The 22,603-nt window shown below is 47.7% G+C and carries 22 protein-coding genes and 1 riboswitch; of the genes, 7 read left to right on the top strand and 15 right to left on the bottom strand.

The window, feature by feature from the left end; all coding sequences use genetic code 11:
* Positions 1 to 6: 6 nt before the first annotated feature.
* A riboswitch (cobalamin riboswitch) is annotated at positions 7 to 282 on the bottom strand.
* Between the two features lie 199 nt (positions 283 to 481).
* From SD53_RS13665 to SD53_RS13655, 3 genes are all read left to right on the top strand, one after another.
* On the top strand, positions 482 to 964 hold the full coding sequence (locus tag SD53_RS13665; RefSeq protein ID WP_046520734.1) for a YajQ family cyclic di-GMP-binding protein: 483 nt from the start codon (positions 482 to 484) through the stop codon (positions 962 to 964).
* Between the two features lie 243 nt (positions 965 to 1,207).
* Positions 1,208 to 1,558: a VanZ family protein gene (locus tag SD53_RS13660; protein ID WP_046520733.1), complete on the top strand. Its 351-nt coding sequence runs from the start codon at positions 1,208 to 1,210 to the stop codon at positions 1,556 to 1,558.
* Entirely contained in the window at positions 1,537 to 2,445 is a 909-nt protein-coding gene (locus SD53_RS13655) for a ketopantoate reductase family protein (RefSeq protein ID WP_046520732.1), read from the top strand. The genes SD53_RS13660 and SD53_RS13655 overlap by 22 nt, the downstream gene beginning before the upstream one ends.
* Here SD53_RS13655 and thiI read toward each other — a convergent pair.
* From thiI to pomA, 3 genes are all read right to left on the bottom strand, one after another.
* Entirely contained in the window at positions 2,427 to 3,887 is a 1,461-nt protein-coding gene (thiI, locus tag SD53_RS13650; RefSeq protein WP_206539944.1) for a tRNA uracil 4-sulfurtransferase ThiI, read from the bottom strand. The two genes, SD53_RS13655 and thiI, sit on opposite strands and share 19 nt — an antisense overlap.
* Positions 3,888 to 3,965: 78 nt before the next feature.
* Positions 3,966 to 4,916 carry a flagellar motor protein MotB gene (locus tag SD53_RS13645; protein ID WP_046520730.1) on the bottom strand — a complete coding sequence of 317 codons (951 nt, stop codon included), beginning with the start codon at positions 4,914 to 4,916 and terminating at the stop codon, positions 3,966 to 3,968.
* An 8-nt stretch (positions 4,917 to 4,924) separates the two neighbouring features.
* Positions 4,925 to 5,701: a flagellar motor protein PomA gene (pomA, locus tag SD53_RS13640; protein ID WP_046520729.1), complete on the bottom strand. Its 777-nt coding sequence runs from the start codon at positions 5,699 to 5,701 to the stop codon at positions 4,925 to 4,927.
* A gap of 210 nt (positions 5,702 to 5,911) precedes the next feature.
* Here pomA and SD53_RS13635 point away from each other — a divergent pair, with 210 nt between their 5' ends.
* From SD53_RS13635 to dxs, 3 genes are read left to right on the top strand one after another with little or no spacing between them, the layout of a single operon-like run.
* Positions 5,912 to 6,157, top strand: a complete 246-nt coding sequence (locus tag SD53_RS13635) for an exodeoxyribonuclease VII small subunit (protein ID WP_046520728.1) — start codon at positions 5,912 to 5,914, stop codon at positions 6,155 to 6,157.
* Between the two features lies 1 nt (position 6,158).
* Positions 6,159 to 7,046 carry a (2E,6E)-farnesyl diphosphate synthase gene (gene ispA / locus SD53_RS13630; RefSeq protein ID WP_046520727.1) on the top strand — a complete coding sequence of 296 codons (888 nt, stop codon included), beginning with the start codon at positions 6,159 to 6,161 and terminating at the stop codon, positions 7,044 to 7,046.
* 14 nt (positions 7,047 to 7,060) lie between these two features.
* Complete coding sequence (gene dxs, locus SD53_RS13625; protein ID WP_046520726.1) at positions 7,061 to 8,929, top strand: 1-deoxy-D-xylulose-5-phosphate synthase; 1,869 nt, start codon at positions 7,061 to 7,063, stop codon at positions 8,927 to 8,929.
* A gap of 78 nt (positions 8,930 to 9,007) precedes the next feature.
* On the opposite strand, the gene SD53_RS13620 is transcribed toward dxs, so the two are convergent.
* From SD53_RS13620 to glyA, 10 genes are all read right to left on the bottom strand, one after another.
* Complete coding sequence (locus SD53_RS13620; protein WP_241481806.1) at positions 9,008 to 12,043, bottom strand: ligand-binding sensor domain-containing protein; 3,036 nt, start codon at positions 12,041 to 12,043, stop codon at positions 9,008 to 9,010.
* A gap of 32 nt (positions 12,044 to 12,075) precedes the next feature.
* A complete protein-coding gene (locus SD53_RS13615) occupies positions 12,076 to 12,570 on the bottom strand; it encodes a phosphatidylglycerophosphatase A family protein (protein ID WP_046520724.1) in 495 nt (164 codons plus the stop codon).
* Entirely contained in the window at positions 12,570 to 13,529 is a 960-nt protein-coding gene (gene thiL / locus SD53_RS13610; RefSeq protein WP_046520723.1) for a thiamine-phosphate kinase, read from the bottom strand. The genes SD53_RS13615 and thiL overlap by 1 nt, the downstream gene beginning before the upstream one ends.
* 32 nt (positions 13,530 to 13,561) lie before the next feature.
* On the bottom strand, positions 13,562 to 13,975 hold the full coding sequence (nusB, locus tag SD53_RS13605; RefSeq protein ID WP_046520722.1) for a transcription antitermination factor NusB: 414 nt from the start codon (positions 13,973 to 13,975) through the stop codon (positions 13,562 to 13,564).
* A gap of 9 nt (positions 13,976 to 13,984) precedes the next feature.
* Positions 13,985 to 14,449: a 6,7-dimethyl-8-ribityllumazine synthase gene (gene ribH, locus SD53_RS13600; protein ID WP_046520721.1), complete on the bottom strand. Its 465-nt coding sequence runs from the start codon at positions 14,447 to 14,449 to the stop codon at positions 13,985 to 13,987.
* Positions 14,450 to 14,578: 129 nt separating this feature from the next.
* The gene (gene ribBA, locus SD53_RS13595) at positions 14,579 to 15,688 is read right to left on the bottom strand and encodes a bifunctional 3,4-dihydroxy-2-butanone-4-phosphate synthase/GTP cyclohydrolase II (RefSeq protein WP_046520720.1); all 1,110 of its coding nucleotides are present in this window, start codon (positions 15,686 to 15,688) and stop codon (positions 14,579 to 14,581) included.
* A 23-nt stretch (positions 15,689 to 15,711) separates the two neighbouring features.
* A complete protein-coding gene (locus SD53_RS13590; protein ID WP_046520719.1) occupies positions 15,712 to 16,362 on the bottom strand; it encodes a riboflavin synthase in 651 nt (216 codons plus the stop codon).
* Positions 16,347 to 17,471 (bottom strand): bifunctional diaminohydroxyphosphoribosylaminopyrimidine deaminase/5-amino-6-(5-phosphoribosylamino)uracil reductase RibD, encoded by a 1,125-nt coding sequence (ribD, locus tag SD53_RS13585; protein WP_082101871.1) that lies wholly within the window; start codon positions 17,469 to 17,471, stop codon positions 16,347 to 16,349. Before ribD ends, SD53_RS13590 begins: the two co-directional genes overlap by 16 nt.
* Positions 17,472 to 17,924, bottom strand: a complete 453-nt coding sequence (gene nrdR / locus SD53_RS13580) for a transcriptional regulator NrdR (protein WP_046520718.1) — start codon at positions 17,922 to 17,924, stop codon at positions 17,472 to 17,474.
* A 75-nt stretch (positions 17,925 to 17,999) separates the two neighbouring features.
* Positions 18,000 to 19,253: a serine hydroxymethyltransferase gene (gene glyA / locus SD53_RS13575; RefSeq protein WP_046520717.1), complete on the bottom strand. Its 1,254-nt coding sequence runs from the start codon at positions 19,251 to 19,253 to the stop codon at positions 18,000 to 18,002.
* Positions 19,254 to 19,488: 235 nt separating this feature from the next.
* Between glyA and dinB the strand changes: the two genes are divergently transcribed.
* Complete coding sequence (dinB, locus tag SD53_RS13565; RefSeq protein WP_046520715.1) at positions 19,489 to 20,541, top strand: DNA polymerase IV; 1,053 nt, start codon at positions 19,489 to 19,491, stop codon at positions 20,539 to 20,541.
* Between the two features lie 117 nt (positions 20,542 to 20,658).
* Here the strand turns inward: dinB and SD53_RS13560 are convergent, their stop codons facing one another.
* Complete coding sequence (locus tag SD53_RS13560; RefSeq protein WP_008898286.1) at positions 20,659 to 20,871, bottom strand: cold-shock protein; 213 nt, start codon at positions 20,869 to 20,871, stop codon at positions 20,659 to 20,661.
* A 289-nt stretch (positions 20,872 to 21,160) separates the two neighbouring features.
* Positions 21,161 to 22,477 (bottom strand): DEAD/DEAH box helicase, encoded by a 1,317-nt coding sequence (locus SD53_RS13555; RefSeq protein WP_046520714.1) that lies wholly within the window; start codon positions 22,475 to 22,477, stop codon positions 21,161 to 21,163.
* Positions 22,478 to 22,603 lie beyond the last annotated feature (126 nt).

The following is a 22,603-nucleotide window of genomic DNA, read 5'->3' as shown; positions in this document are numbered from 1 at the left end:
CTGAATAGTGAATAAACTTTTCAGGCCGGTCTCCGGGCTGACAACAGGTCATAGATATCCGAAGCATTTGCGGTTGCAGTCAACAAAGCTGCAGCTTCAATTACAAAGGATATATAAGCGACTTTCATCCCTTCCCATCCAAAGACAGTGGTTTGATCAAAGCCAGAGCCAAGCTCTCTGTTGTTTTACCGTTGCGGGGGCAGCTCTGGATTTTCACCAGATTCCCGTTTCACCCTCAAATGTGACAAACATTTGGCAGGCACCTGAAAAACGCGGCGTCAGTGTAGCTCTGAGCCGATGAAAGTCAACAGAAATCCAGACGTCTTTATCCTGCGTTTCGACCAGACAATTACAGCATGGGCACTGTCCAGCTTGCATCCGGGCCGGCTCATCAGCCTGAATTCGCTACACAGGAGGTTCGATCTGCGGGTTCTTTCGCTTATAATGGGCTTATAACTTTCAATGGAAAAAAGAGAACGCTATGCCTTCATTTGATATTGTTTCTGAAATTGATTTGAATCAAGCCAAAAATGCAGTTGAAAACGCCAAACGCGAGCTTGAAACCCGTTTCGATTTTCGTGGCGTAGATGCCAAAATTGAACTGAACAAAGAGCATATTGAGTTGACTGCCGAGGCGGATCAGCAAGTGATGCAACTGTTCGATATTTTTGCCACTAAAGCCAGCAAGCTTCAGCTCGATATCGGCAGTTTCAAAATTGAAAAAGAAGACCGTCACGGCAAATACATCACCCGTCATATCACAATCAAACAAGGTATTGACAAAGAGATGGCCAAAAAGGTCGTGAAACTGGTCAAAGACAGCGGTATTAAAGTGCAGGTTGCTATTCAGGGTGAAGAGCTGCGCGTTACCGGAAAAAAACGTGATGATCTGCAAGAGGTCATGCAGTTAGTCAGAAGCAGCAATCTGGGTCAACCCTTCCAGTTTAAAAACTTCAGAGACTAAGTTTTACTCTGATACAGGGCGGTGACAAAGAGCTATTGGCTCAAGGCGATAGCTCTTGCCATCGGCTTGACCATCACATGGTTTAGCCGGATCTCTCCTGATGTTTTGCCGGCTCAGCCTCTTTTGGCGATCACTTTTTAACAGATCCGCAGCACCAGACAGCAACCTCTGTGGCTTTGAGGCTGGAGATTGTAATCCTAAAGCTGATACAATCCGGCCAGGTCTTACAAAGAAGAGTATCTTGTGAAGCGTCATCTCTACCATGCGATATGCTTGCTGGTTTTTACCGCTGCAACTTTTGGTTTTCTGACTGAAGTGAAAAGTAGTGGCATCAACCTGAACAGCTACGACAAGCATCTGCATTTTCTTATCTTTTTTTGTCTTACCGCTCTGTTGCAGTGGAGCTACAAACCTAAATTGTGGCAAGCCGTCGTTATTATGGCTGCATATGGCGTTGCTATTGAGTTTCTGCAGAATTATCTGACCAGTTACCGCAGAGCCGAATTGCTCGATTGGGTAGCCGATATACTGGGTGTGGCTGCGTTTTATTTGTGCTACGTTGCAGTCAAAGCATGGCGCCATCGCAGCCGATGATCGCGCAGCCGTGGACTGTCGTAGGCGAAGGTGCTATCGGCCTGCTGGCGGCAGCCCACTTACATCAGGCAGGCTATCCGGTACAACTGCATCGTCGTAGTGCCGGCAGTTTCGCTTTTACCCTCCGCTCGATGGATGCGGTTGTCTCTTTGTCGTTGCCCAACACAGTGCACAGCCCCTACTGTTTTATCCTTCTCCCTGTCAAAGCTTATGCGGTTGCAGAAGCAGTGCAGCAGTTACAACCTTTGCTGGCAGCCAAGGCTCAGTTGGTGTTAAGTCATAATGGGATGGGCACTGTGGAGCAGGTGTTGCCTCTGCTGCAGCCTGAACAAGGGCTGTGGTTTCTCAGCACCAGCCACGGCGCTTACAAACCAGATCGTTCAACCGTGCTCCACAGCGGCCTAGGACAGTCAGTATTGGGTGCGCTCAATAAGGCAGCTCTGCTGCAGCAACACAATGTTGAAGCAGCGATGCAAGCCGCTTTAGGTCCTCTGCAGCTTCAAACTGATATCTGGCCATCACTCTGGCAAAAGTTGGCTGTCAATGCGGTGATTAACCCGCTGACGGCTTTGCATCAGTGCAAAAACGGCGAGCTGGCAAGCAGCAACTACAGCGCGGCGATAAAGCTGCTGATTGAGGAATTTGTGCAGGTTGCAACGCTGTCAGGACAGAATTTCAGTGTCGGAGCTCTACACCACAGAGTCAACCAAGTGATTGAACAAACCGCTGATAATTATTCCTCGATGCAACAGGATTTTGCCAAAGGCCGTCCAAGCGAGCTTGACTACATCACCGGATTTTTACTCAGGCAGGCAGCACAACATCAATTGCAGCTACCTGCTCACCAGGCGATTTATCAGCTATTAAGTCAAAAGTCGCCGCGATAAACTCCCACATTCGGGTGGCCCTGCTCTTTGAGCAGCAAAGCTTGCAAACGACTCATCACGCCGCGTTCACAATACAGGTAATAGTGCCGTGTCTGATCAAGCTGACCGAACTGACTGGCTAGTTTGTAAAAAGGCAGATGCAGCACCTGATGGCTGACGCCTGTTAAAGGTTTGACGTCCACTTCGTCCGGCGCCCGGATATCCAGAATAATCGCATCCTCTGCCATCCCCCTTTCATCCAGCACTGTGCTGATTTGTTGTTCGGCCTGAAATTCAACGGTACGAATGTCCAGTACATTGGCCTGCAGCGCCAGTTTTTCCAGCGCAGCTAAATCCAGTTGTTGTTCTGCCTGCAAAACCTTGCTTAACTCAGCATTGATGGTAGGTTTATTCGAAATCACTCCACAGTATTCGGGCATAGTTTTTGCCATATCTTCAGCACCAATTTTGCGTGCCAAATCAATGATCTCTTGTTTATCCTGATAAATCAGTGGACGCAGCACCAGCATGTCTGTGGCTTTGTCAATCACACTTAAATTGGCAATAGTCTGGCTGGCCACCTGACCGACACTTTCGCCGGTCACTATCGCCTGAACGCCCAAACGCTCAGCGACAATAGCAGCGGCACGCATCATCTGGCGCTTGAGCACAACGCCCATCAGACCGTTTTCTACGTTCTGCAGAATTTCCGCCACTACAGGAGCAAAATCTACGCTGATAAATTTAACTTTGTGCGACAAACTAAATTTTTGCCACAGGTAAAACGCCATCTGACGCACACCAGTTTCATGCGCTGCACCGCCTAAATTAAAAAACAGGTAGTGAGTACGCAGACCTTTGCGGATCATCAGATAACTGGCGACCGCAGAATCAAAGCCACCGGAAATTAACGACAGGACATCACTTTGACTAGGCAAAGGAAAACCGCCCATACCATCAAACACCTCTCGAACGATGATCAACTGGTCACGTTTAATCTCAACGCGCACCACCTCATCCGGATTTTTTAGTTGCACACGGGCTGAAGGGATATGCTGATTAAGCCCACCGCCAATGTATCGCTCGGCTTCCAACGAACTGAATTCATGATCGCCAGTGCGCTTGACCCGCACGCAGAAGCTTTTCCCTGCCAGCCTCGCTGAAAACACAGCTTTGACCTGCTCAAAGATGTCATGCAACGAGCTGTAGCTACCGGATTGCATTTCCATGAACTGCACTATGCCGGGAATACAGGCTAAATGATCAATCATCTGTTGGCGCAATTTGGAGCTGTCCGAGTCAAGCTGTACCAGTAAATGGTCGTAGTTATTTTTTACTGTGACAGAAGAGTCTAACCGCAACAAAATAGTTTTCAGATTCTGCTCCAATAGCATGGTCTGACGTTTCCGGACCGATTTACTTTTAATCGATATTTCCGGGTGCAGTTTGACTAAAAATTCCATCACAAAGAGCTCGCTAAAAATAAAGGCGCGGATTATACCGCGCCTTGGTGAAACAGTTTAGTTTTATTATGGCTTTGGCTAGGGGTTCGGGTTGCCCTGGGCGGCAGGTTCCAGACTGATCGGCTCAGATTCTTTCGCTTTGCCTTGCATGATAGATATCTCTACCCTGCGATTCCGTTTTCTGTTGTTTTCTGTGTCATTTGGCACCAAAGGACGGGTTTCTGCATGACCAACAACTACTAAGCGGTTTTTATCAAAACCCGGAGCTTTAATCATTTCGGAGGCAACAGACACCGCCCGTTGAGCCGATAAGTCCCAGTTGTTGCTGTGTAACTCATCAGACACCTGATCATCATCAGTATGACCCGATACAGTGATCTCACCCGGTACCTCTTTCAGCAAAGCACCTATATTCTGAATGATTGGCTTGAATTTGGGTTGTAAAAATGAAGAACCGGACGGGAATGAGCCATTTTCACGAATACGGATAATGATCTGCTGCCCCAATGACTCCAGCTCAATAGCTCCATCCATAATTTGTTTTTCTAATTGCTCGGCTATTTTTTTCAACAGCTCGTTGGTTTGTTCCTGCAACTCCCCTGCTGCTGCAACCTCAGGAGAATCCAGAGGCTCTTCAGCCGTACTGGTGGACTGCCCACCGGTTTTGTCCTCCCGTTGCTCCTGCCGGCCACCGGCTTCATCTTCTTTACCAGCCTGAAAATTTAACATTTGCTGTGTCATTTCAACGGTTTGTTGTTGAATGGTATCAATAGGAGTCGGATCAGGACGACCCGGCCTGAACTCCATCGCTATCACACTGGTGCCTTTAGGAATGTCTTTGACTTCAATTTTATTCTGTACACCGAAAGCGTATTGCATAGAACCCGCTATCTGCTTGAATTTCAACACATCCATTTCTGAGAATGACAGCAGCAATACAAAGAAACACATCAGCAGTGACATCAAATCAGCAAAGGTTCCCATATAGGAGGGTAACCCCGGAGGCGGACACTTTTTACACTTGGCCATATCAGACCCTACTCAGCAGCGGCAGGAGCTGCCGGGTCACGTTTTTTCGACTGCAAATAATTACGTAATATGCCCTCTATTACTTTAGGATTTTGTCCATCCTGAATGCCCATAATGGCATCAAGGATCAGTTCATTATTGGTTTTTTCTTCCTCATTACGCACCGCCATTTTTTCTGACAGCGGTAAAAAAATACAGTTCGCCTGCATAGCACCGTACAAGGTGGTCAATAAAGCAACAGCCATCGCCGGGCCTATGGCTTTCGGATCGGACATATTAGATAACATAGCGACCAGTCCGACTAAGGTACCGATCATGCCCATAGCTGGGCCCAGATCGCCCATTTGCTTAAACACCTGAATCGCCACATCATGGCGGGCATAGGTCAACTCAATATCTTTTTCCAGGGTACCGCGTACCACATCCGCATCATGACCATCGACCAGCATATTGATGCCTTTTTGCATAAACGCATTGGGAATTTCAGCCTCTTCCAATGCTAAAAAACCACCTTTACGCGCCGCATCTGCCAGTTGTACCGCCTTTTCGATTAACTCCTCGGCCGACTCGATTTTAAACATAAATGCCTTACCGGCAGCTTTCATTGAGTCTGCCAACTGGGTAAAGGTAAACTTGATCATCACCGCCGTTATACTGCCACCAAACACGATGACAATAGACACAAAATCGTAAAACATCGCGATGTTGCCACTGGCGCTGAGCCACATAGCCCACCCCATCATGCCCATGACTGCGACTAATCCTATGACGGTTGCTAAATCCACTCTGTATCTCCCGGAAAACTGAATGCAAATCGTTGATTTTATACCAGCGTAAAGTTGGTTTTATCTTAGCTTATAGTGAGTTATCGGCAAAAGTATGGGATAGTTAACTATAAATTCAGGCCTCAAACAAATTTATCCTTTCCCAACGCGGTCCTGATTGCTCATAATAGCGCGCTGGGCTTGGTCAGACACCCATTATCAGGCGAAAATATGACAAAAAAGAAAACAGATTTCAGCCATTTTGAGCAGAGTATTGCTGAGCTGGAGCAGATAGTACAGCAGTTGGAACAAGGCGATTTGAGTCTTGATCAGGCCTTACACCAATTTGAACGGGGTATTGAACTGTCCCGCACCAGCCAACAGCAACTGCAGGCTGCCCAGCAGAAAGTCCAGTTATTAGTCCAGGACGCCGGGCAAGAGCGGCTGGAACCTTTTGTAACCACCGAAGGTGAATGATTTGACGTTAGATTCTTTACGCTTGTATCAGCAACGACTGGAACAGGTACTGCAGCAGCAATTAAATAAAAAATCTCTGACCGACCCGCGCCTGCATCAGGCAATGGCGTACAGCTTACTGCTTGGTGGTAAACGCATGCGGCCCTTTTTGGTCTATAGCTGTGGTCAGATGTTAGGGGCTTCGTTAACAGATTTAGATGGTCCGGCAGCCGCGATAGAAGCTTTGCATACCTATTCTTTAATTCATGACGACTTGCCTGCTATGGATAATGATGATTTACGTCGTGGCAAGGCCACCTGTCACAAAGCGTTTGATGAAGCAACGGCTATTCTGGCTGGCGACGCGCTGCAAAGCTTCGCTTTTGAACTCATCAGCAGCCATGATTATCAGCAGGTTCAGCCGCAGCGCATTGTCGCTATGATCCAACAACTGGCGCTGCATGCAGGGTACAGCGGGATGTGTGGTGGTCAGGCGATCGATCTGGCCCATACCAATCAGAGAATGTCGGTTGACGCCCTGGAGCAAATGCATCAGTTAAAAACCGGCGCTTTGATTGAATGTTCGGTACGTTTTGCTTATCTGGCCAGTCCAGTAGATAATATTGCACATTTGGACGCGTTAGTTCGCTACAGCAGAGCCATAGGTTTGGCCTTTCAGGTGCAAGACGATATTCTGGACATTGAAGGCGACACAGTGGTTCTGGGTAAAACCGCAGGTTCGGATCAAAAAGCCAATAAAGCGACCTATCCAGCCTTGTTGGGTCTGGACCAGGCCAAACAAAAAGCACAGTTATTAGTGGAAGAGGCATTAGCCGCTTTACGCGAACTTCCTTATGCAACAGACGAACTGGTGGCACTGGCCCGGTACGTTATTGCCAGACAGTTTTAGATACAGGCATTCTCATGACATTAACTAGTCAGGATTTCCCTCTGCTTCACAAAGCCAACTGGCCAGCCGAATTGCGCCAGTTACCACAGGATGAGCTACCCGCTCTGAGTGATGAATTACGGGCGTTTTTATTGAAAACCGTCAGCCAAAGTAGTGGCCATTTTGCCTCAGGCCTTGGCACTATTGAGCTGACCGTGGCTCTGCATTATGTCTACAACACGCCGTTTGACCGGCTGATTTGGGATGTGGGTCATCAGGCCTATCCACATAAAATTCTGACCGGTCGTCGCGATCAGATGCACAGCATCCGCCAGAAAGATGGTTTACATCCTTTCCCGTGGCGGGAAGAAAGTGAATACGACACCCTGAGTGTTGGTCATTCCAGTACTTCGATCAGTGCGGCTTTGGGGATGGCAATTGCAGCCCGTGCCGAGCAGAAAAACCGCAAAGTCGTGGCGGTGATCGGGGATGGCGCAATCACAGCAGGTATGGCTTTTGAAGCCCTGAATCATGCTGGCGAAGTGAAACCCGATATGCTGGTGATCTTAAACGATAACGAAATGTCGATTTCAGAGAATGTCGGCGCGTTAAATCGTTATTTTGCCCGGATTTTGTCTGGTAATTTTTACACCAGCCTGCGTGAAGGTGGTAAAAAGATTTTAAGTGGTGTGCCGCCTTTGCATCAGTTGGCTAGCCGTGCTGAAGAACACTTTAAGGGCATGGTCACTCCCGGTACTTTTTTTGAAGAGTTAGGCTTTAACTACATAGGACCTATTGATGGTCATGATGTGAAAGGCCTGGTCGATACCATCCGCAATATGCGTAATCTGAAAGGCCCGCAATTGCTGCATGTGGTGACCAAAAAAGGCAAAGGCTATCTCCCTGCTGAGCAAGACCCCATTGGTTACCACGCGGTCAGTAAATTTGACCCCGCGGCTCAGTGTCAGCCCGCCAAAAAAGCCGGTAAAGCCACCTTCTCCAATATTTTTGGTCAGTGGATTTGTGATATGGCCGCAGTGGATCCGAAGCTGCAAGGTATTACACCAGCGATGCGCGAAGGCTCAGACTTAGTCCAATTTTCAAAAAATTACCCTGATCGTTATTTTGATGTGGCCATTGCGGAACAGCATGCGGTGACTTTAGCCGCCGGTATGGCGATTGAAGGTTTAAAACCTGTAGTGGCTATTTACTCCAGCTTTCTGCAACGGGGTTATGATCAGCTCATTCACGACGTTGCCATTCAAAATCTGGACGTATTGTTTGCGATCGACAGAGCGGGTGTCGTAGGGGCCGATGGTCCGACTCACCAGGGCGCCTTCGATTTAAGTTTTATGCGCTGCATTCCGAATATGCTGATTATGGTCCCTTCGGATGAAAACGAATGTCGTCAGATGCTCTACACCGGTTATCAGCACAAAGGCCCTGCGGCTGTGCGTTATCCACGAGGGAGCGGTAATGGTGAGCCGCCTGAGTCTGTCATGACTGAATTAGCTTTGGGTAAAGGCGTGATCCGCCGTCAGGGCGAAAAAGTGGCGCTGCTGGCATTTGGGCCATTATTACAAGCCTGCCACACAGTGGCGGAACAACTGAACGCGACTCTGGTGGATATGCGTTTTGTAAAACCATTGGATCAGCAACTGCTGACTGAACTGGCGACAACTCACAGTCACTTTATCACCATTGAAGACAATGCATTAATGGGGGGAGCTGGTTCCGCAGTCAATGAGTATTGCATCGCTGAACAATTGCCGGTGAAGCTATTGAATATCGGCTTGCCGGATATTTTCATCAAGCATGGGACTCAGGAACAGATCTACGCCGAACTGGGATTAGACTCCGCAGGCATTCAGGCCAAGGTGACAGCCTTTCTCAGCGCTTCATAACTGTCGGCAAAGGGCAGAGGCGCGGTTTAACCGCACCTCTGCCCTTTGCCCTTTGCCGGGCGGTAGCAGTCAGAGCAATCAACCGAAGTAGTGTTTGACTTCAAACCAGGCCAGACCGTCTGCCAACAGCTTCTCAATCTGTACATCGATATGCCCCGAATCTTCAAACTCAAACGCATCCACCTGCGGATCAAAACCTAACGTAGCACAGCCATTACGACCTGATTGTTTGACTTTGCGAAGGGCGATTTCAGATAACTGCAATGAGATCTCCCAGGAGATGAGCTGTCCACCGACTAACTCCAGCGGGAAGCAGCTATAGCCAATGGAACAGGTTAAAGATACAGTACGGCCATCCGGGATCTGAAAATGAGCCTGAGCCACCAGTTGATTCAGCTGTAATGCCACATCCTTTACTGATGCAAATTCCACATCCCGCAACACCAGTACAAACTGCTCGCCCGCATAACGCACCACATAATCGGCGCCACGGCTTTCTCGCAGCAGTAAGCCACTGATTTGCTGCAACACGCTATCCCCTGCACTGTTGCCATACAGATCGTTAATCGATTTAAAATTATCCATATCCAGTTGCAACAAGGCGATACACTTGCCCTGTTGCAGCATGGCATCTCTGTTGTGTTGGTATTGCTCTATGTCTTTGGGTAACTGCTCAAACAGGAAACGACGATTTCGAAGCCCTGTTAAGGTGTCTTTGTGGGTCAGTTGCGATAGCTGCTCGTTGAGTTCATACAAACGCGCATTACTGCTTTCAAGCTCAGCAGTGCGCAAACGTACCAGTTTGCTCAATTCCTGCTGCTGCATCACCGCATTGCGCCGCCACAACCAGGCCAAACCATATAAGGCCAGTACAACCAGCAATAGCCACAACCCTTTGTAGACCACAGTTTCGGTAAATAACCGTGGCACAACCAGATCTAAACGAAGTTGTTGCTGATCAGTCCAGCTTTGACTGCTATAACGGGCCTGGACAACAAACTGATAACGCCCTGGTGGCAGGTTGGTATAGATAGCCTCACGGCGTTGGCCTACGTGTTGCCATTCGGTATCAAAATCTTTGAGCTGATAACGAAATTCAATAGCGTTGGCTTTGATAAATTCCAATGCACTATAGCTGATACTGATGTTGCGATCGGAGGTATCCAACACCAACTGACGTTGATCCGGTAGCAGAGCATAAGATTTTTGCCCGGTGACATCCTGCAGCAAAGGTTGTAACGCTCTGTCCGGTGCCATTTTTAACTGCAATGGCACAGCCACTAAACCTTTTAAACTGGGGTACCATAACTGATCCTGCCACTTAGCTACTTTGCTGTGGCCTGCACCATTACAACAGCGTCCGGGCGCTGTTCCCAGTTGCCGGTCATAAGGGGATAAGATCAGTTCGAAATTTAACAGCGGACTGCCATCGGCTTTTTGCGGGGGAGTAAATCTGAAGACGCCTTTTAAGCTACTGGCCCAGACATAATCCGTATCTTGGTCGTACCATAAACTGATCACCGGATCCAAAGGCAGACCATTACTGCTGTCATATTGCTGCCATTGTCCCTGTGCTGTTTTAATAAACAGGCCATCATCCAGGGTTGCGACCAGCATGTGCTGCCCAGGCAAAGTCAATACGCTGGTGATATAAGCACCGAACAGCGGCGTGCCCAAGCCGACTCTGTTAAGTTTCTCCTGTTGATACCAGTACAAACCACTGGTCGTACCGATCAGCAGATCATGCTTCTGAGCTTCAATCACAGTGACAAAACCAGACTCCAGATCCGCATTAAACGGAGCTGCCGTCAGCGTCTTGCCATCGTAGTGATAAAGCCCGCCAGCACCGCCAAACCAAAGGCCAGCCTGCGCATGAGGTTGTACAACCCGAATAGCGCTGGACGCTAATTCTTTAAAAGGACGACTGACTTTTTGATCATCAAAATTGTACAGCAGTAAGCCATTGTCTGTGCCGAGCCAGAGCTGGTTATTTCTATCATAAAAATCAAACACTGTGCTTTGTCCCAGCGCCTGATGGTCCACCAGCTCGATGAAGTGCTGATCTGATTTTAATAATCCAACATTGGTTTGCGTAGCCACCAAAAGACTGTTTAACCGCGCAGAATAACGCACGCTACGCACGACCATATCCTGCTGGCCTTGCCCTATCACACGACGCATTTTTCCGGGAGAAGCCCGATACAGGCCCTCACTGAAACTTGCCATCCAAATATTCTGGTCTCTGTCTTCAAAGATATCGCTAAACCAGGGCGAGCTCCCCAGCTCTTCCGCACTGATTTGCTGCCAATCCTGCCCCGCCTGTCGATGATAGAGTGTGTTGTAACCTGAGATCCAATCGTTACCGGAGCTATCGCGGAACAGTTTATAAATGGCAGAATTATCGGCACCGGATAGCTCACAACGCACCACCTGCTGTTGCTCATCCAGATGGAAATAACCCGACTCACTGGCAAAATGCAGGCTGTCACTAAACCAGCTTAAATCATAGAGCGGGTATTGCTGTAACTCTTCAGGTAGCGGGATGCGCTGAGTTTGGCCTTGTAGATCCAGCTTATACAAAGAACGGGCCGTGCTGATCCAAACCGCGTTTCCGGCTTTTTCCATCTGCATCACAGCCTCTTTTACGCTGTGAATACGGCTGACTTTACCTTGTTTAACCTTAAACAGATTCTCAGCCGCAACCCATAACTCATCTGGTGCCACCTGCACTATAGAGGTCACTTCGGCCAGAATAGGGTATCGGTCAAATTTTAAGGTCTGTGGATTAAAACCGGATAAACCCGCCTTGGTGCCAACCCACATATAACCTTGCTGATCCAACAGCAATTTATTGATGGAGTTACTGGCAAGCTGACGACTGTTTTTGGTGCTGAATTGAGTGAAATGGTGGCCGTCGAAACGGTTTAAACCATACAAGGTACCGATCCACAAATAGCCCTGCTGATCTTGACTGATGGCCCGGACTGAGTTGGAAGACAAACCGTCGGCACTGTTCCAGTGTTTGATATCAAAATCATACACAGAGCCTGTCTGGCTCTGCGCCGACAGGCAAAAGCAGAAAAAGACTAAAAAAACCAAAGGCGCAAAACGCACAAAAATCACCAGGTCGCAGGGAAAAATTTATCTTAACTAAAAGCTTGCCACTGCACCAGCGCGAACAGAATCAACCAACTGAAGAAACCTGCCAGCATATCGTCAATCATAATGCCAAAGCCGCCATGGACTTTTTTGTCCAATAAGCGGATCGGCCAGGGTTTGACGATATCAAAAAAGCGAAAGAGTAAAAAACCCAATAACAAAAAGTGCCATTCAAACGGAATACACCACATCGCCAGGCTATACCCCGCCACTTCGTCCCAGACGATAGCGCCATGGTCATGCTCACCAATATCTTTGGCCGTCTGACCACAAACGTAACACCCCAGCACAAAAGCAAATAATACCCAGATCAATGCAAACTGCGCCGTCAGAAGGGATTGCAGATAAATCAAAGGCAACGCAGCTAATGTACCAAAAGTACCTGGAGCTTTCGGCGCCAGTCCTGATCCAAAGCCCAAAGCGAGAAAATGGGTCCATTTTCTCAGGTCAAATGCAGCTTTTTTGTGTTCGGTGGTTGCCATTAAAAATGCTCAAACCCCTGATGCTGGTAGACAAAAGGCTGTTCGCCCTGCTTAAACTCCAGCTTGCCCACAGCGCCTGTAATGCGGCCAATACAAGTCACAGGCACACCATAAGGCGACAACAAGACTTCTAAGGAGCCGCGGCGATTCTCAGGTACAGTAAATAACAGTTCGTAATCTTCGCCCCCGGACAGAGCATATTTTAAGGCTTGTTCGGCATCGCAACTATCTTTCAGCGCCTGAGACATGGGCAATTTATTTACATCCACCACGACCCCCACTTTTGAGCGGCGCAGTATGTGTAATAAATCACCGGCCAGACCGTCTGACACATCCATGGCCGAACTTGCGATATTACGCAGTGCCTGGCCTAAAGCCACACGGGCCGTTGGATAATGAAAACGTTGCAGAATATGAGCGCGGTGCTTTTTACTGATTTCCACCTTATTTTGTACGAGCTGTAAGCCTAGAGCGGCGTCGCCCAAAGTGCCGGTTACATACAAATAATCGCCGTTTTGCGCACCAGCGCGGGTAATGGCTTTACCTTTAGGCACAACACCTTTGGCAATCATGGTTAAACTTAAAGGACCACGGGTGGTGTCACCGCCTATCAACTGACAGTTGTAGTAGTCTGCTGTTTCACTTAAACCTTCGGCAAAAGCAGTTAACCAGGCTTCATCCACTTTAGGCAAAGTTAACGCCAGCGACAGCCAGCAGGGTTCGGCCCCCATAGCGGCTAGATCGCTGACATTCACCGCCACCAATTTATGCCCAAGCGAACGTGGATCCACATCCGGGAAGAAGTGGATACCTTCGACCATGCTGTCTGTGGTGATCACCAGATCACAGCCTTCCCGCACCTGCAATACGGCACCGTCATCGCCAATACCAATGGCAACGTCTGTACGTTTACGGCCGGCTTCGGCAAAACAACGCTGAATTAACTCAAATTCACCCATAAAAAAGCCGACTTACGCCGGCTCTCCATTTTTTATTCGGTTCGCAGGCGTTTGACGGCTTTATCGAGTATGCCGTTGACAAACTTATGGCTGTCATCAGCGGCAAAGGCTTTGGCTAATTCGATAGCCTCGTTAATCACCACTTTGTAAGGCACATCCAAACGATATTTCAACTCATAAGCAGAAACACGCAATATGGCTTTTTCGACCAAATCAATCTCTTCAAACGGACGGTCTAAGAATGGTTTTACCGCTTCATCCAATACCGGATGATTGACAGCCACACCACGTAGAATATCCTGGAAATAGCCTACATCCAGGTGCTTGGTGTTTTGCTCCAGCAGTAACTGCTGCTCAATATCCCCTACAGGGTTTTTGCTGACTTGCCAGCTATAAACACCCTGAACGGCCAAAGAACGAGCTAAACGACGTGCATTAGGTTTCATCAACAAATCCTACAACTGAGAAAGAACGTTTACCATTTCTAAAGCAGACATAGCGGCTTCGCCACCTTTATTGCCCATTTTAGTACCGGCACGTTCTACGGCCTGTTCAATACTGTCGACCGTTAACACACCAAAAGCCACAGGAATACTGTGCTGCATCATGACCTGAGCCAGACCTTTCGTACATTCGCCGGCTACATATTCAAAATGAGGTGTTCCCCCACGGATCACAGCACCTAAGGCGATGATCGCATCGTACTTGCCACTGGCCGCTATCTTTTGCACAGCCAACGGCATTTCAAAAGCGCCAGGGATACGCACTACAGTGATGTCTTGATCAGCAATATCGCCGACACGCTTTAAGGTATCCACAGCACCGTCTAATAAACTTTCGACAATAAAGCTGTTGAATCTGGCCACAACGATGGCAAATTTTTTACCTTTAGCGGTTAACCCTGCTTCAATCACCTGCATTGGAGGTCCTTATTGCAATTTAGCTGCAAAAAATTGGTTTTAAACACCAGAATTCAAAAAAACGGGCGCCATGATAACACAAGATAGCCCGTTGCCTGCTACTGTTTCTGCAGCAGTTGTTACAGAGTCTTATTCAGACACATAGTCGACAACTTCCAGGCCAAAGCCCGAGAGTGCGTGATACTTTTTCGGCGCACTGAGCAGGCGCATTTTTTTCACACCCAAACTGGCCAGAATCTGAGAGCCCACGCCGACATTGCGGGAGGTGCCTTTCCAAAGTTCAGTTTTGGCTTTTTCGCCTTTATCCTCGGCCTCAAAGTTTTGTACCATCTGCACCAACTCAGCACTGCTCTCGTTTTTGCCCAACAGCACCAGCACTCCACCTTCATCAGCGATACGCTTCATCGCGCAGTGCAAAGAAAAACTGCGGTTAGCACCGCGGTCAGACAATAACAAATCACTGAAGGTATTGTGCAAATGCACCCGGACTAAAGTCGGCTGCTCTGCCTCCACTTTGCCTTTGACTAAAGCAAAATGAATTTGATTGTCGATGGTGTCGCGGAACGTAACCAGATTAAACTCGCCAAATTCTGTCGGTAACTGACAACTGGCCACTTGTTCAATAGTGGTTTCGTGCAAATTACGGTATTCAATTAAATCCGCTATGGTGCCAATTTTAATACCATGTTTTTGCGCAAAAATTTCCAGGTCTGGTCGGCGCGCCATAGTGCCGTCTTCGTTTAAAATTTCAACAATCATAGCCGCAGGTTCTAAACCTGCTAAACGGGCTAAATCACAGCCTGCTTCGGTATGACCAGCACGCACTAACACACCACCGTCCTGCGCCATCAATGGGAAGATATGACCCGGATACACAATATCTGTTGGCTTGGCGTCACGGGCGACAGCAGCTTTGACAGTGCGAGCCCGATCGGCTGCTGAAATGCCTGTGGTCACGCCTTCAGCCGCTTCAATCGATAAGGTAAAAGCCGTAGAAAATGGCGATAAGTTTTTATCCACCATCAGAGGCAGCTTTAACTGCTCACAGCGCTTTTTCGTCAGGGTTAAACAAATTAAACCCCGGCCATGAGTGGCCATAAAATTGACGGCATCAGGCGTGACGTATTCAGCCGCCATCACCAAATCGCCTTCGTTTTCGCGGTCTTCATCATCCATCAGAATTACCATTTTACCCTGACGAATATCTTCAATAATTTCTGCTGGTGTATTCAGTTGCATACTTTACCTTAGGCCCTAGAGCGTTATAAAAAACCACGTTGTTGCAATAAATCCATAGTTAAACCTTTGCTACCAGACTGCTGACGGCCTTGTAGCAAACGTTCTAAATAACGTGCGATTAAATCCACTTCCAGATGTACCTGACTGCCAGCTTTGAGGTTCATCAACGTAGTTTCACGTGCCGTATGTGGCACTATGGTTAAACGAAAAGCACTGGCACTTAACTCATTAACGGTCAGGCTAATACCATCCACCGTAATAGAACCTTTTTCGGCAATGTAATGGGCTAAGTCTGTTGGCATTTTGATCCAGACTTGCCAGGCTTCGCCAAATTTCTCAATTTTTTCGACACTACTGATGCCATCGACATGGCCGCTGACCAAATGGCCGCCTAAGCGCCCCGTCGCCAGTAAGGCTTTTTCTAAGTTCAGTAACTGCCCTATTTTATACTGTCCAAACAAAGTACGCTTTACCGTTTCCCCCGACACATCGGCGTTAAAGCTGTTGCCATGTAACGCAGTGACGGTCAAACACACGCCATTGCTGGCAATACTGTCGCCCAGTTTGACATCAGAAAAATCCAGACTGTGGGATTCAATCGTCAGTTTTAAATCCACACCTGAAACCTGAATGGCGCTGACCCGACCTGTGGCTTCTATTATTCCGGTAAACATGACTTTAACCTTGCTGTTAATTTTAGATCAGGCCCCAGTGTTTCCACTGAAGTCCAGGCAAAATGCTGAGCCTGACAAAGCTCTTGGTAGTCAGGTAACTGCAGCATGGCTTTGGCTTTGTCTCCTAACAACACAGGTGCCTGATAGACAATCAATTCATCCACTAAGCCTGCCTGCCACAAAGCACCGGCCAGCACGGCTCCGGCTTCAACCCACAAGTCGTTGATTTGTTCTTTGGCCAACACAGACATTAATTGATTTAAATTCAGGCCTGACTCATCGGCATCCAGCGCAATAAAACGCACCAGCGGATGCTCAAATCCGGCGCTGAATTGCTTATCATGCACCAGCACTATGGGGCCATTTTGTGAAAACAAAAGCTCCTGGCCTGTTAATTTAAGGCAACGATCTAAAATAACCCGGATGGGCTGACGCACAGAGCCATCATCCAGAGTGCTAATAGCCAGGTCTTCAGCTCGTACTGTTAAGCGGGCATTGTCAGCCAGCACAGTAGTGGCCGTTGATAAAATGGCATGGGATTGAGCGCGCATCAGTTGCACATCAGAACGGGACTCTGCAGAGCTTATCCACTGGCTTTTACCATTGGCAAGCGCAATACGCCCATCCAGACTGGCGGCAAGTTTGAGCCGGATATAAGGGGTTTGCCGCTCCATCCGGCTTAAAAAGCCGGGATTTAAGCCACGGGCTTGCTGTTCTAACAAACCCACCTGCACTTCTATACCTGCATCTTTTAAAATTTGAATACCACGGCCAGCCACTAAAGGGTTCGGATCCAGCATAGCTACTATGACTTTTTTCACACCAGCATTGACCAGCGCCAAAGCACAAGGCCCGGTTCGGCCATAATGACTACAAGGCTCTAACGTAACATAACAGGTAGCACCAGAGGCGAGATGTCCGGCCTGACGCAAGGCGAATACCTCGGCATGCGGACCACCGGCCTGACGATGGTAACCCTCACCTACTATTTCACCATCACGCACGATCACAGAGCCGACATTAGGGTTAGGAGCTGTGGTAAAACGGCCTTTTGAGGCAAGTTCGATGGCTCGGGCCATATACTGATGATCGAGTTCAGTAAAACTCACTTAGTTGTCTCCAAGCCGGGCAATTTCTTCTCCAAACTCACGGATATCTTTAAAGGAGCGGTAGACGGATGCAAAACGCACGTACGCTACTTTATCCAGTTTCACCAGCTCATCCATAATCAGTGTTCCCAATAACTGACTTGGTACTTCGCGCTCACCTGTAGCGCGTAATAAACTCTCCACTTTGCTGATCAGGGATTCAATTTGCTCTGTAGGCACAGGACGCTTTTCCAGTGCACGCATCACCCCACTGCGCAGCTTGGCCTCGTTATAAGGCTCGCGGGAACCATCGCGTTTTACGATGCGGGGCATCACCAGTTCGGCAGCTTCAAAGGTGGTAAAACGTTCATGGCAGGCGCCACATTCACGTCGTCTTTTTACCTGGGACCCGTCCGCCACTAAGCGGGAGTCTATAACTTTGGTATCGTCGGCACGACAAAAAGGACAAAACACGGAATTTCTCCGAAAAAAATGGCCGCATTAAGCGGCCATCATAACACTCTATCTTTGTTCAGTCATCGCGGACTATCAGGCATAAACCGGCAGACGGCGACAGACTTCAGACACCTGAGCCCGAACTTTGTCAATCACGCCAGCATCACCACGGCTGTCCAACACATCACAAATCAGGCTTGCCACTAAACGGGCTTCTGCTTCTTTAAAACCACGACGGGTAATAGCAGGAGTACCGATGCGTAAACCGCTGGTGACAAATGGCGAACGTGGGTCATTGGGCACAGAGTTTTTGTTCACTGTGATATGAGCCAGACCTAACCAGGCATCCGCTTCTTTACCTGTGATGTCTTTGTCGATTAAATCCATCAGGAATAAATGGTTTTGCGTACCACCAGACACGATCTTATAACCACGTTTGATCATTTCATCACACATAGCCACAGCGTTCTTCAGCACTTGCTGCTGATAAACTTTAAACTCTGGTTGCAGCGCTTCTTTGAACGCAACGGCTTTAGCAGCGATCACATGCATCAAAGGACCACCCTGACCACCAGGGAAAACCGCAGAGTTCAGTTTCTTTTCGATCTCTTCGTTTTTACGGGCCAGAATCAAACCACCACGGGGACCAGCTAAAGTTTTGTGAGTCGTCGTTGTGACTACATCAGCCACTGGCACCGGGTTTGGATACAAACCAGCGGCCACTAAACCAGCCACGTGCGCCATATCTACCATCAGGTAAGCACCGACTTTATCGGCGATTTCACGGAATTTCTTCCAGTCAATAATGCCTGAATAAGCAGAGAAACCAGCGATAATTAATTTTGGTTTGTGTTCCAAGGCTAAAGCTTCAGCCTGAGCATAATCAATCACACCAGTTTCAGGATGCAGGCCATATTGTACCGCTTTGTATAGCTTGCCTGAGGAGCTGACCGTAGCACCGTGAGTCAAATGACCACCGTGCGCCAGACTCATACCTAAAATGGTATCGCCTGCATTTAATAAAGCTAAGAATACTGCTGAGTTGGCCTGAGAGCCTGAATGCGGTTGCACGTTTGCATAATCGGCGCCAAATAACTCTTTCGCACGGGCGATAGCTAAATCTTCAGCCACGTCCACGTACTCACAACCACCGTAATAACGCTTATGCGGGTAACCTTCAGCATATTTGTTCGTTAACTGAGACCCCTGAGCCTGCAACACGCGTGGGCTGGCATAGTTTTCAGAAGCGATCAGTTCAATGTGATCTTCCTGACGTTGGGTTTCATTGGTAATGGATTGCCATAATTCCGGATCAAAATCGGCAATGTTCATTTCGCGCTTTAACATGCTTGCTCCCAGGGGGCCAAAAGGGCCAGGCTATTTACAAAAAAACTGCGCTGTATTCTACATGGAATCCGCCAAAGATGCAGCTATAAAATAGCCATCTAAACTTCCAAAAACAGATTTCGGATGGGTGGTCGGTGGAGTAATGATATAAGCTGTAAATATAACCAGTGTCTGACTTTACAAAAAACCAAAACTGGTCAATCATGTAACTGTATAAACCAACAGTGCTTTGAAAATGAAAAAAATCATTCATATCGACATGGACTGTTTTTTCGCGGCAGTAGAGATGCGGGACAGGCCAGACTGGCGCACTATTCCGCTGGCAATAGGTGGCAGTCGCACTGAGCGTGGTGTGATCAGCACCTGTAACTACCCCGCGCGTGTTTATGGTGTGCGCTCTGCTATGCCAACAGGACAAGCATTAAAACTTTGCCCTCACTTGCTGTTATTACATGGCAATATGGAAAAATACAAAGCTGCCAGCCTGCAAATTCAGGCTATTTTTCATCGCTACACCGACAAAGTAGAGCCTTTATCCCTGGATGAAGCCTATCTGGATGTCAGCGATAGCAGCTTATTTTCTGGCAGTGCCACTCTCATTGCTGAAGATATTCGTCGGGTCATTTTTGCTGAAACAGGCTTAACAGCCTCGGCTGGCGTCGCGCCGAATAAATTTCTTGCCAAAATCGCCAGTGATGAAAATAAGCCCAATGGCTTATTTGTATTGCCTCCGGAAAAAGTCAGCGACTTTGTCAAATTCCTGCCTTTACATAAAATCCCTGGAGTCGGTAAAAAAACCGCAGAGCGCCTGGCAAATTTAGGCTTTTATACATGTGCTGATATTCAAAATGCGCCCTTGCATACATTGGTGAAGCACTTCGGCAGCTTTGCTGACACTTTGATAGAACGTAGTTTTGGCCGCGATAGCCGTGAGGTGCAGAACGATTATCCGCGTAAATCAGTCGCAGTTGAGCACACTTATACTGAAGATTTACCGGATCTGGATGCAGGCCAACAAAGTTTGTCCGAACTGTTACCTAAACTGCGCCGCCGTATTGAGCGCTGTGAAGCTGCAGCCCATATTCAAAAAATTGGCATTAAATTGAAGTTCGCCGACTTTCAGCAAACTACTGTTGAGAAACAACAACCCGAATTAGATATGGCCAGCTTGAAACAGTTGTTAGAGCAAGCTTGGCATAGAGGTCAGGGTAAAAAAGTGCGGCTGGTTGGTATTCATGTCGGATTAAAAGCCCAGGAAGCTCAGGCTCAGCTGTCATTAGAGCTTTGATAACAACCTGAAACGAAATCTGAAACCAATTACAAGAAACATAGTTCCAGCGTCTCAATCACTGAATTTCAGGCATAAAAAAAGCCAACTTAAAGTTGGCTCTTTTTCAGAAAACTATTAACCGGTAACAGTTACGTTCTCAGCCTGAGGACCTTTTTGACCTTCAGTAACTTCGAAAGTTACGCGTTGACCTTCAACTAAAGTTCTGCGGCCAGTGCCATTGATAGCGCGGAAATGTACGAATACGTCTTTGCCGCCTTCACGCTCGATGAAACCAAAACCTTTATCTTCGTTGAACCACTTAACGGTACCGGAAATTAATTGTGACATAACATTCTCTTACTTTAACTAAATTTGCCAATTGTTTGGCGACTTAAATATTACCGGCCGTGTTCGAGCTAGTACATATTACGACCCCATTATCAGTGAACCCGACAACATGGTCAATAGCTATTACTGATCCGACAGAAAAATAGTTTTTCTGGCTTTGGCCGTTCCAGTTACTCTAAATAATTCTTCAGCCAAAACAATTGCTTGCAATAAAAACTGTCGAACAAATCTACAAAGTAACGACTTGAGTGTAGCACTATTTTCCGAATAAAAAACATACTACTGTAAATTATTTGATCTTTTTCTTTACAGGCGTCATACCATCATCACCGGCCTGATAAAAATTAGGTTTGGCGGCCGGCTTGGCTTTTGGCGTTACATCTGTTGATTTTGCTTTGGCTTTTTTCACCACAGCCTTAGGTTTCTTCACTGCTTTTGCCGGAGCATTCAGGTCTACACCTTTAAATTTAGCCGGCAAAGATTCTACTTTGTGCATAGGCAAAGGACGGCGTAAAAAGCTTTCTATAGCGCAAAAAGCAGCCCAGTCTTTGGGTCCTACAAAAGAAATGGCTATACCTTTCGCTCCAGCTCTGCCGGTGCGGCCTATTCGGTGTACATACTCTTCTGCATGTTTAGGTAAATCAAAATTCACCACATGGCTGACTTGCAGTAAGTCCAGACCACGGGAGGCCACATCTGTAGTGACCAGCACCTGATGTTTATTGGCAGCAAAGCCCTGCATCACTGTATTGCGCTGCCCCTGAGTAAGCTTGCCACTTAAACCTACAGCCGGATAACCTAAAGAGTCACATAGTTTGGCCAGACGATCTGTATCTTCACGGGTTGCAGTAAAAATGATCAGCTGACCTATTTGTTCCTGTTTCAACAAATAAGCCAATAACGCTTCTTTATGAGACAAGTGATCAGCAAAATAACAGCGCTGCTCTATATCTTCATGCTGCTGATATGAAGCGCCGACAGAAACCCGATGAGGTGACTTTAACAAGGACATCGCCAGCTCATTCACTTCGGCATGATCCAAAGTAGCAGAGAACATCAGCGTCTGACGTAAACGGTGATCGGCAGCTTTGTTGATTTCATTGAGCTGCGGCATAAAACCTAAATCCAGCATCCGGTCAGCTTCATCTAAAATCAGCATTTCCAGGCCCTGAATAAAAAAGCTTTTGTGCTGCAAGTGATCAACAAAACGGCCCGGCGTAGCCACTATGATGCTTGGCTGACGTTTCAGGATTTTCTCCTGATCGTTAAAGTTTTCACCACCTACAATCAAAGCGCTGGTTAGAGGCGTATTGGCAACAAATAAACGCAGCTTGGCATAGACCTGATGCGCCAGCTCACGGGTTGGCACCAGAATCAAAGCCCGGGCATCTTGTTTCGATAAAGGTCTGCTGCGCAGCAGGCGCTGCATCATCGGCAGCAAATACGCCAGAGTTTTTCCTGAACCGGTTTGCGAAGAAACCATCAAGTCTTTGCCTGTCATAGCGGCAGGCACAGCCTCCTGCTGAATTGGCGTTGGTTTCGCAAAGCCAAGGTGCTGGATAGAACGGACTAAACGAGGGTCTAACGCAAGATCGTGAAATAACAAGATAAGGTCCCGAACAAATTCGATAAAAGTGCCTTATCATAACGCATTTTTAGCATGCGCTGTTAGTCTGGCCTTCCGCTCTTTGCAGCGCCGCTTTAACATGAAACAATAACGCGCTAAAAGCGA

Source organism: Rheinheimera mesophila, assembly GCF_000986865.1.
In the GTDB taxonomy this organism is placed as follows: domain Bacteria; phylum Pseudomonadota; class Gammaproteobacteria; order Enterobacterales; family Alteromonadaceae; genus Pararheinheimera; species Pararheinheimera mesophila.
Note: the sequence above shows the minus strand (reverse complement) of the source record. Positions and strands in the feature narration are given on the sequence as shown.

What these genes read in the sequence shown, in the direction of transcription:
- SD53_RS13665 (WP_046520734.1), top strand. Translation starts at nt 482, where the DNA reads ATGCCTTCATTTGATATTGTTTCTGAAATTGATTTGAATCAAGCCAAA.
- SD53_RS13655 (WP_046520732.1), top strand. Translation starts at nt 1,537, where the DNA reads ATGGCGCCATCGCAGCCGATGATCGCGCAGCCGTGGACTGTCGTAGGC.
- thiI (WP_206539944.1), bottom strand. Translation starts at nt 3,887, where the DNA reads ATGGAATTTTTAGTCAAACTGCACCCGGAAATATCGATTAAAAGTAAA.
- SD53_RS13645 (WP_046520730.1), bottom strand. Translation starts at nt 4,916, where the DNA reads ATGGCCAAGTGTAAAAAGTGTCCGCCTCCGGGGTTACCCTCCTATATG.
- SD53_RS13635 (WP_046520728.1), top strand. Translation starts at nt 5,912, where the DNA reads ATGACAAAAAAGAAAACAGATTTCAGCCATTTTGAGCAGAGTATTGCT.
- dxs (WP_046520726.1), top strand. Translation starts at nt 7,061, where the DNA reads ATGACATTAACTAGTCAGGATTTCCCTCTGCTTCACAAAGCCAACTGG.
- SD53_RS13615 (WP_046520724.1), bottom strand. Translation starts at nt 12,570, where the DNA reads ATGGCAACCACCGAACACAAAAAAGCTGCATTTGACCTGAGAAAATGG.
- thiL (WP_046520723.1), bottom strand. Translation starts at nt 13,529, where the DNA reads ATGGGTGAATTTGAGTTAATTCAGCGTTGTTTTGCCGAAGCCGGCCGT.
- nusB (WP_046520722.1), bottom strand. Translation starts at nt 13,975, where the DNA reads ATGAAACCTAATGCACGTCGTTTAGCTCGTTCTTTGGCCGTTCAGGGT.
- ribH (WP_046520721.1), bottom strand. Translation starts at nt 14,449, where the DNA reads ATGCAGGTGATTGAAGCAGGGTTAACCGCTAAAGGTAAAAAATTTGCC.
- ribBA (WP_046520720.1), bottom strand. Translation starts at nt 15,688, where the DNA reads ATGCAACTGAATACACCAGCAGAAATTATTGAAGATATTCGTCAGGGT.
- SD53_RS13590 (WP_046520719.1), bottom strand. Translation starts at nt 16,362, where the DNA reads ATGTTTACCGGAATAATAGAAGCCACAGGTCGGGTCAGCGCCATTCAG.
- glyA (WP_046520717.1), bottom strand. Translation starts at nt 19,253, where the DNA reads ATGTTAAAGCGCGAAATGAACATTGCCGATTTTGATCCGGAATTATGG.
- dinB (WP_046520715.1), top strand. Translation starts at nt 19,489, where the DNA reads ATGAAAAAAATCATTCATATCGACATGGACTGTTTTTTCGCGGCAGTA.
- SD53_RS13560 (WP_008898286.1), bottom strand. Translation starts at nt 20,871, where the DNA reads ATGTCACAATTAATTTCCGGTACCGTTAAGTGGTTCAACGAAGATAAA.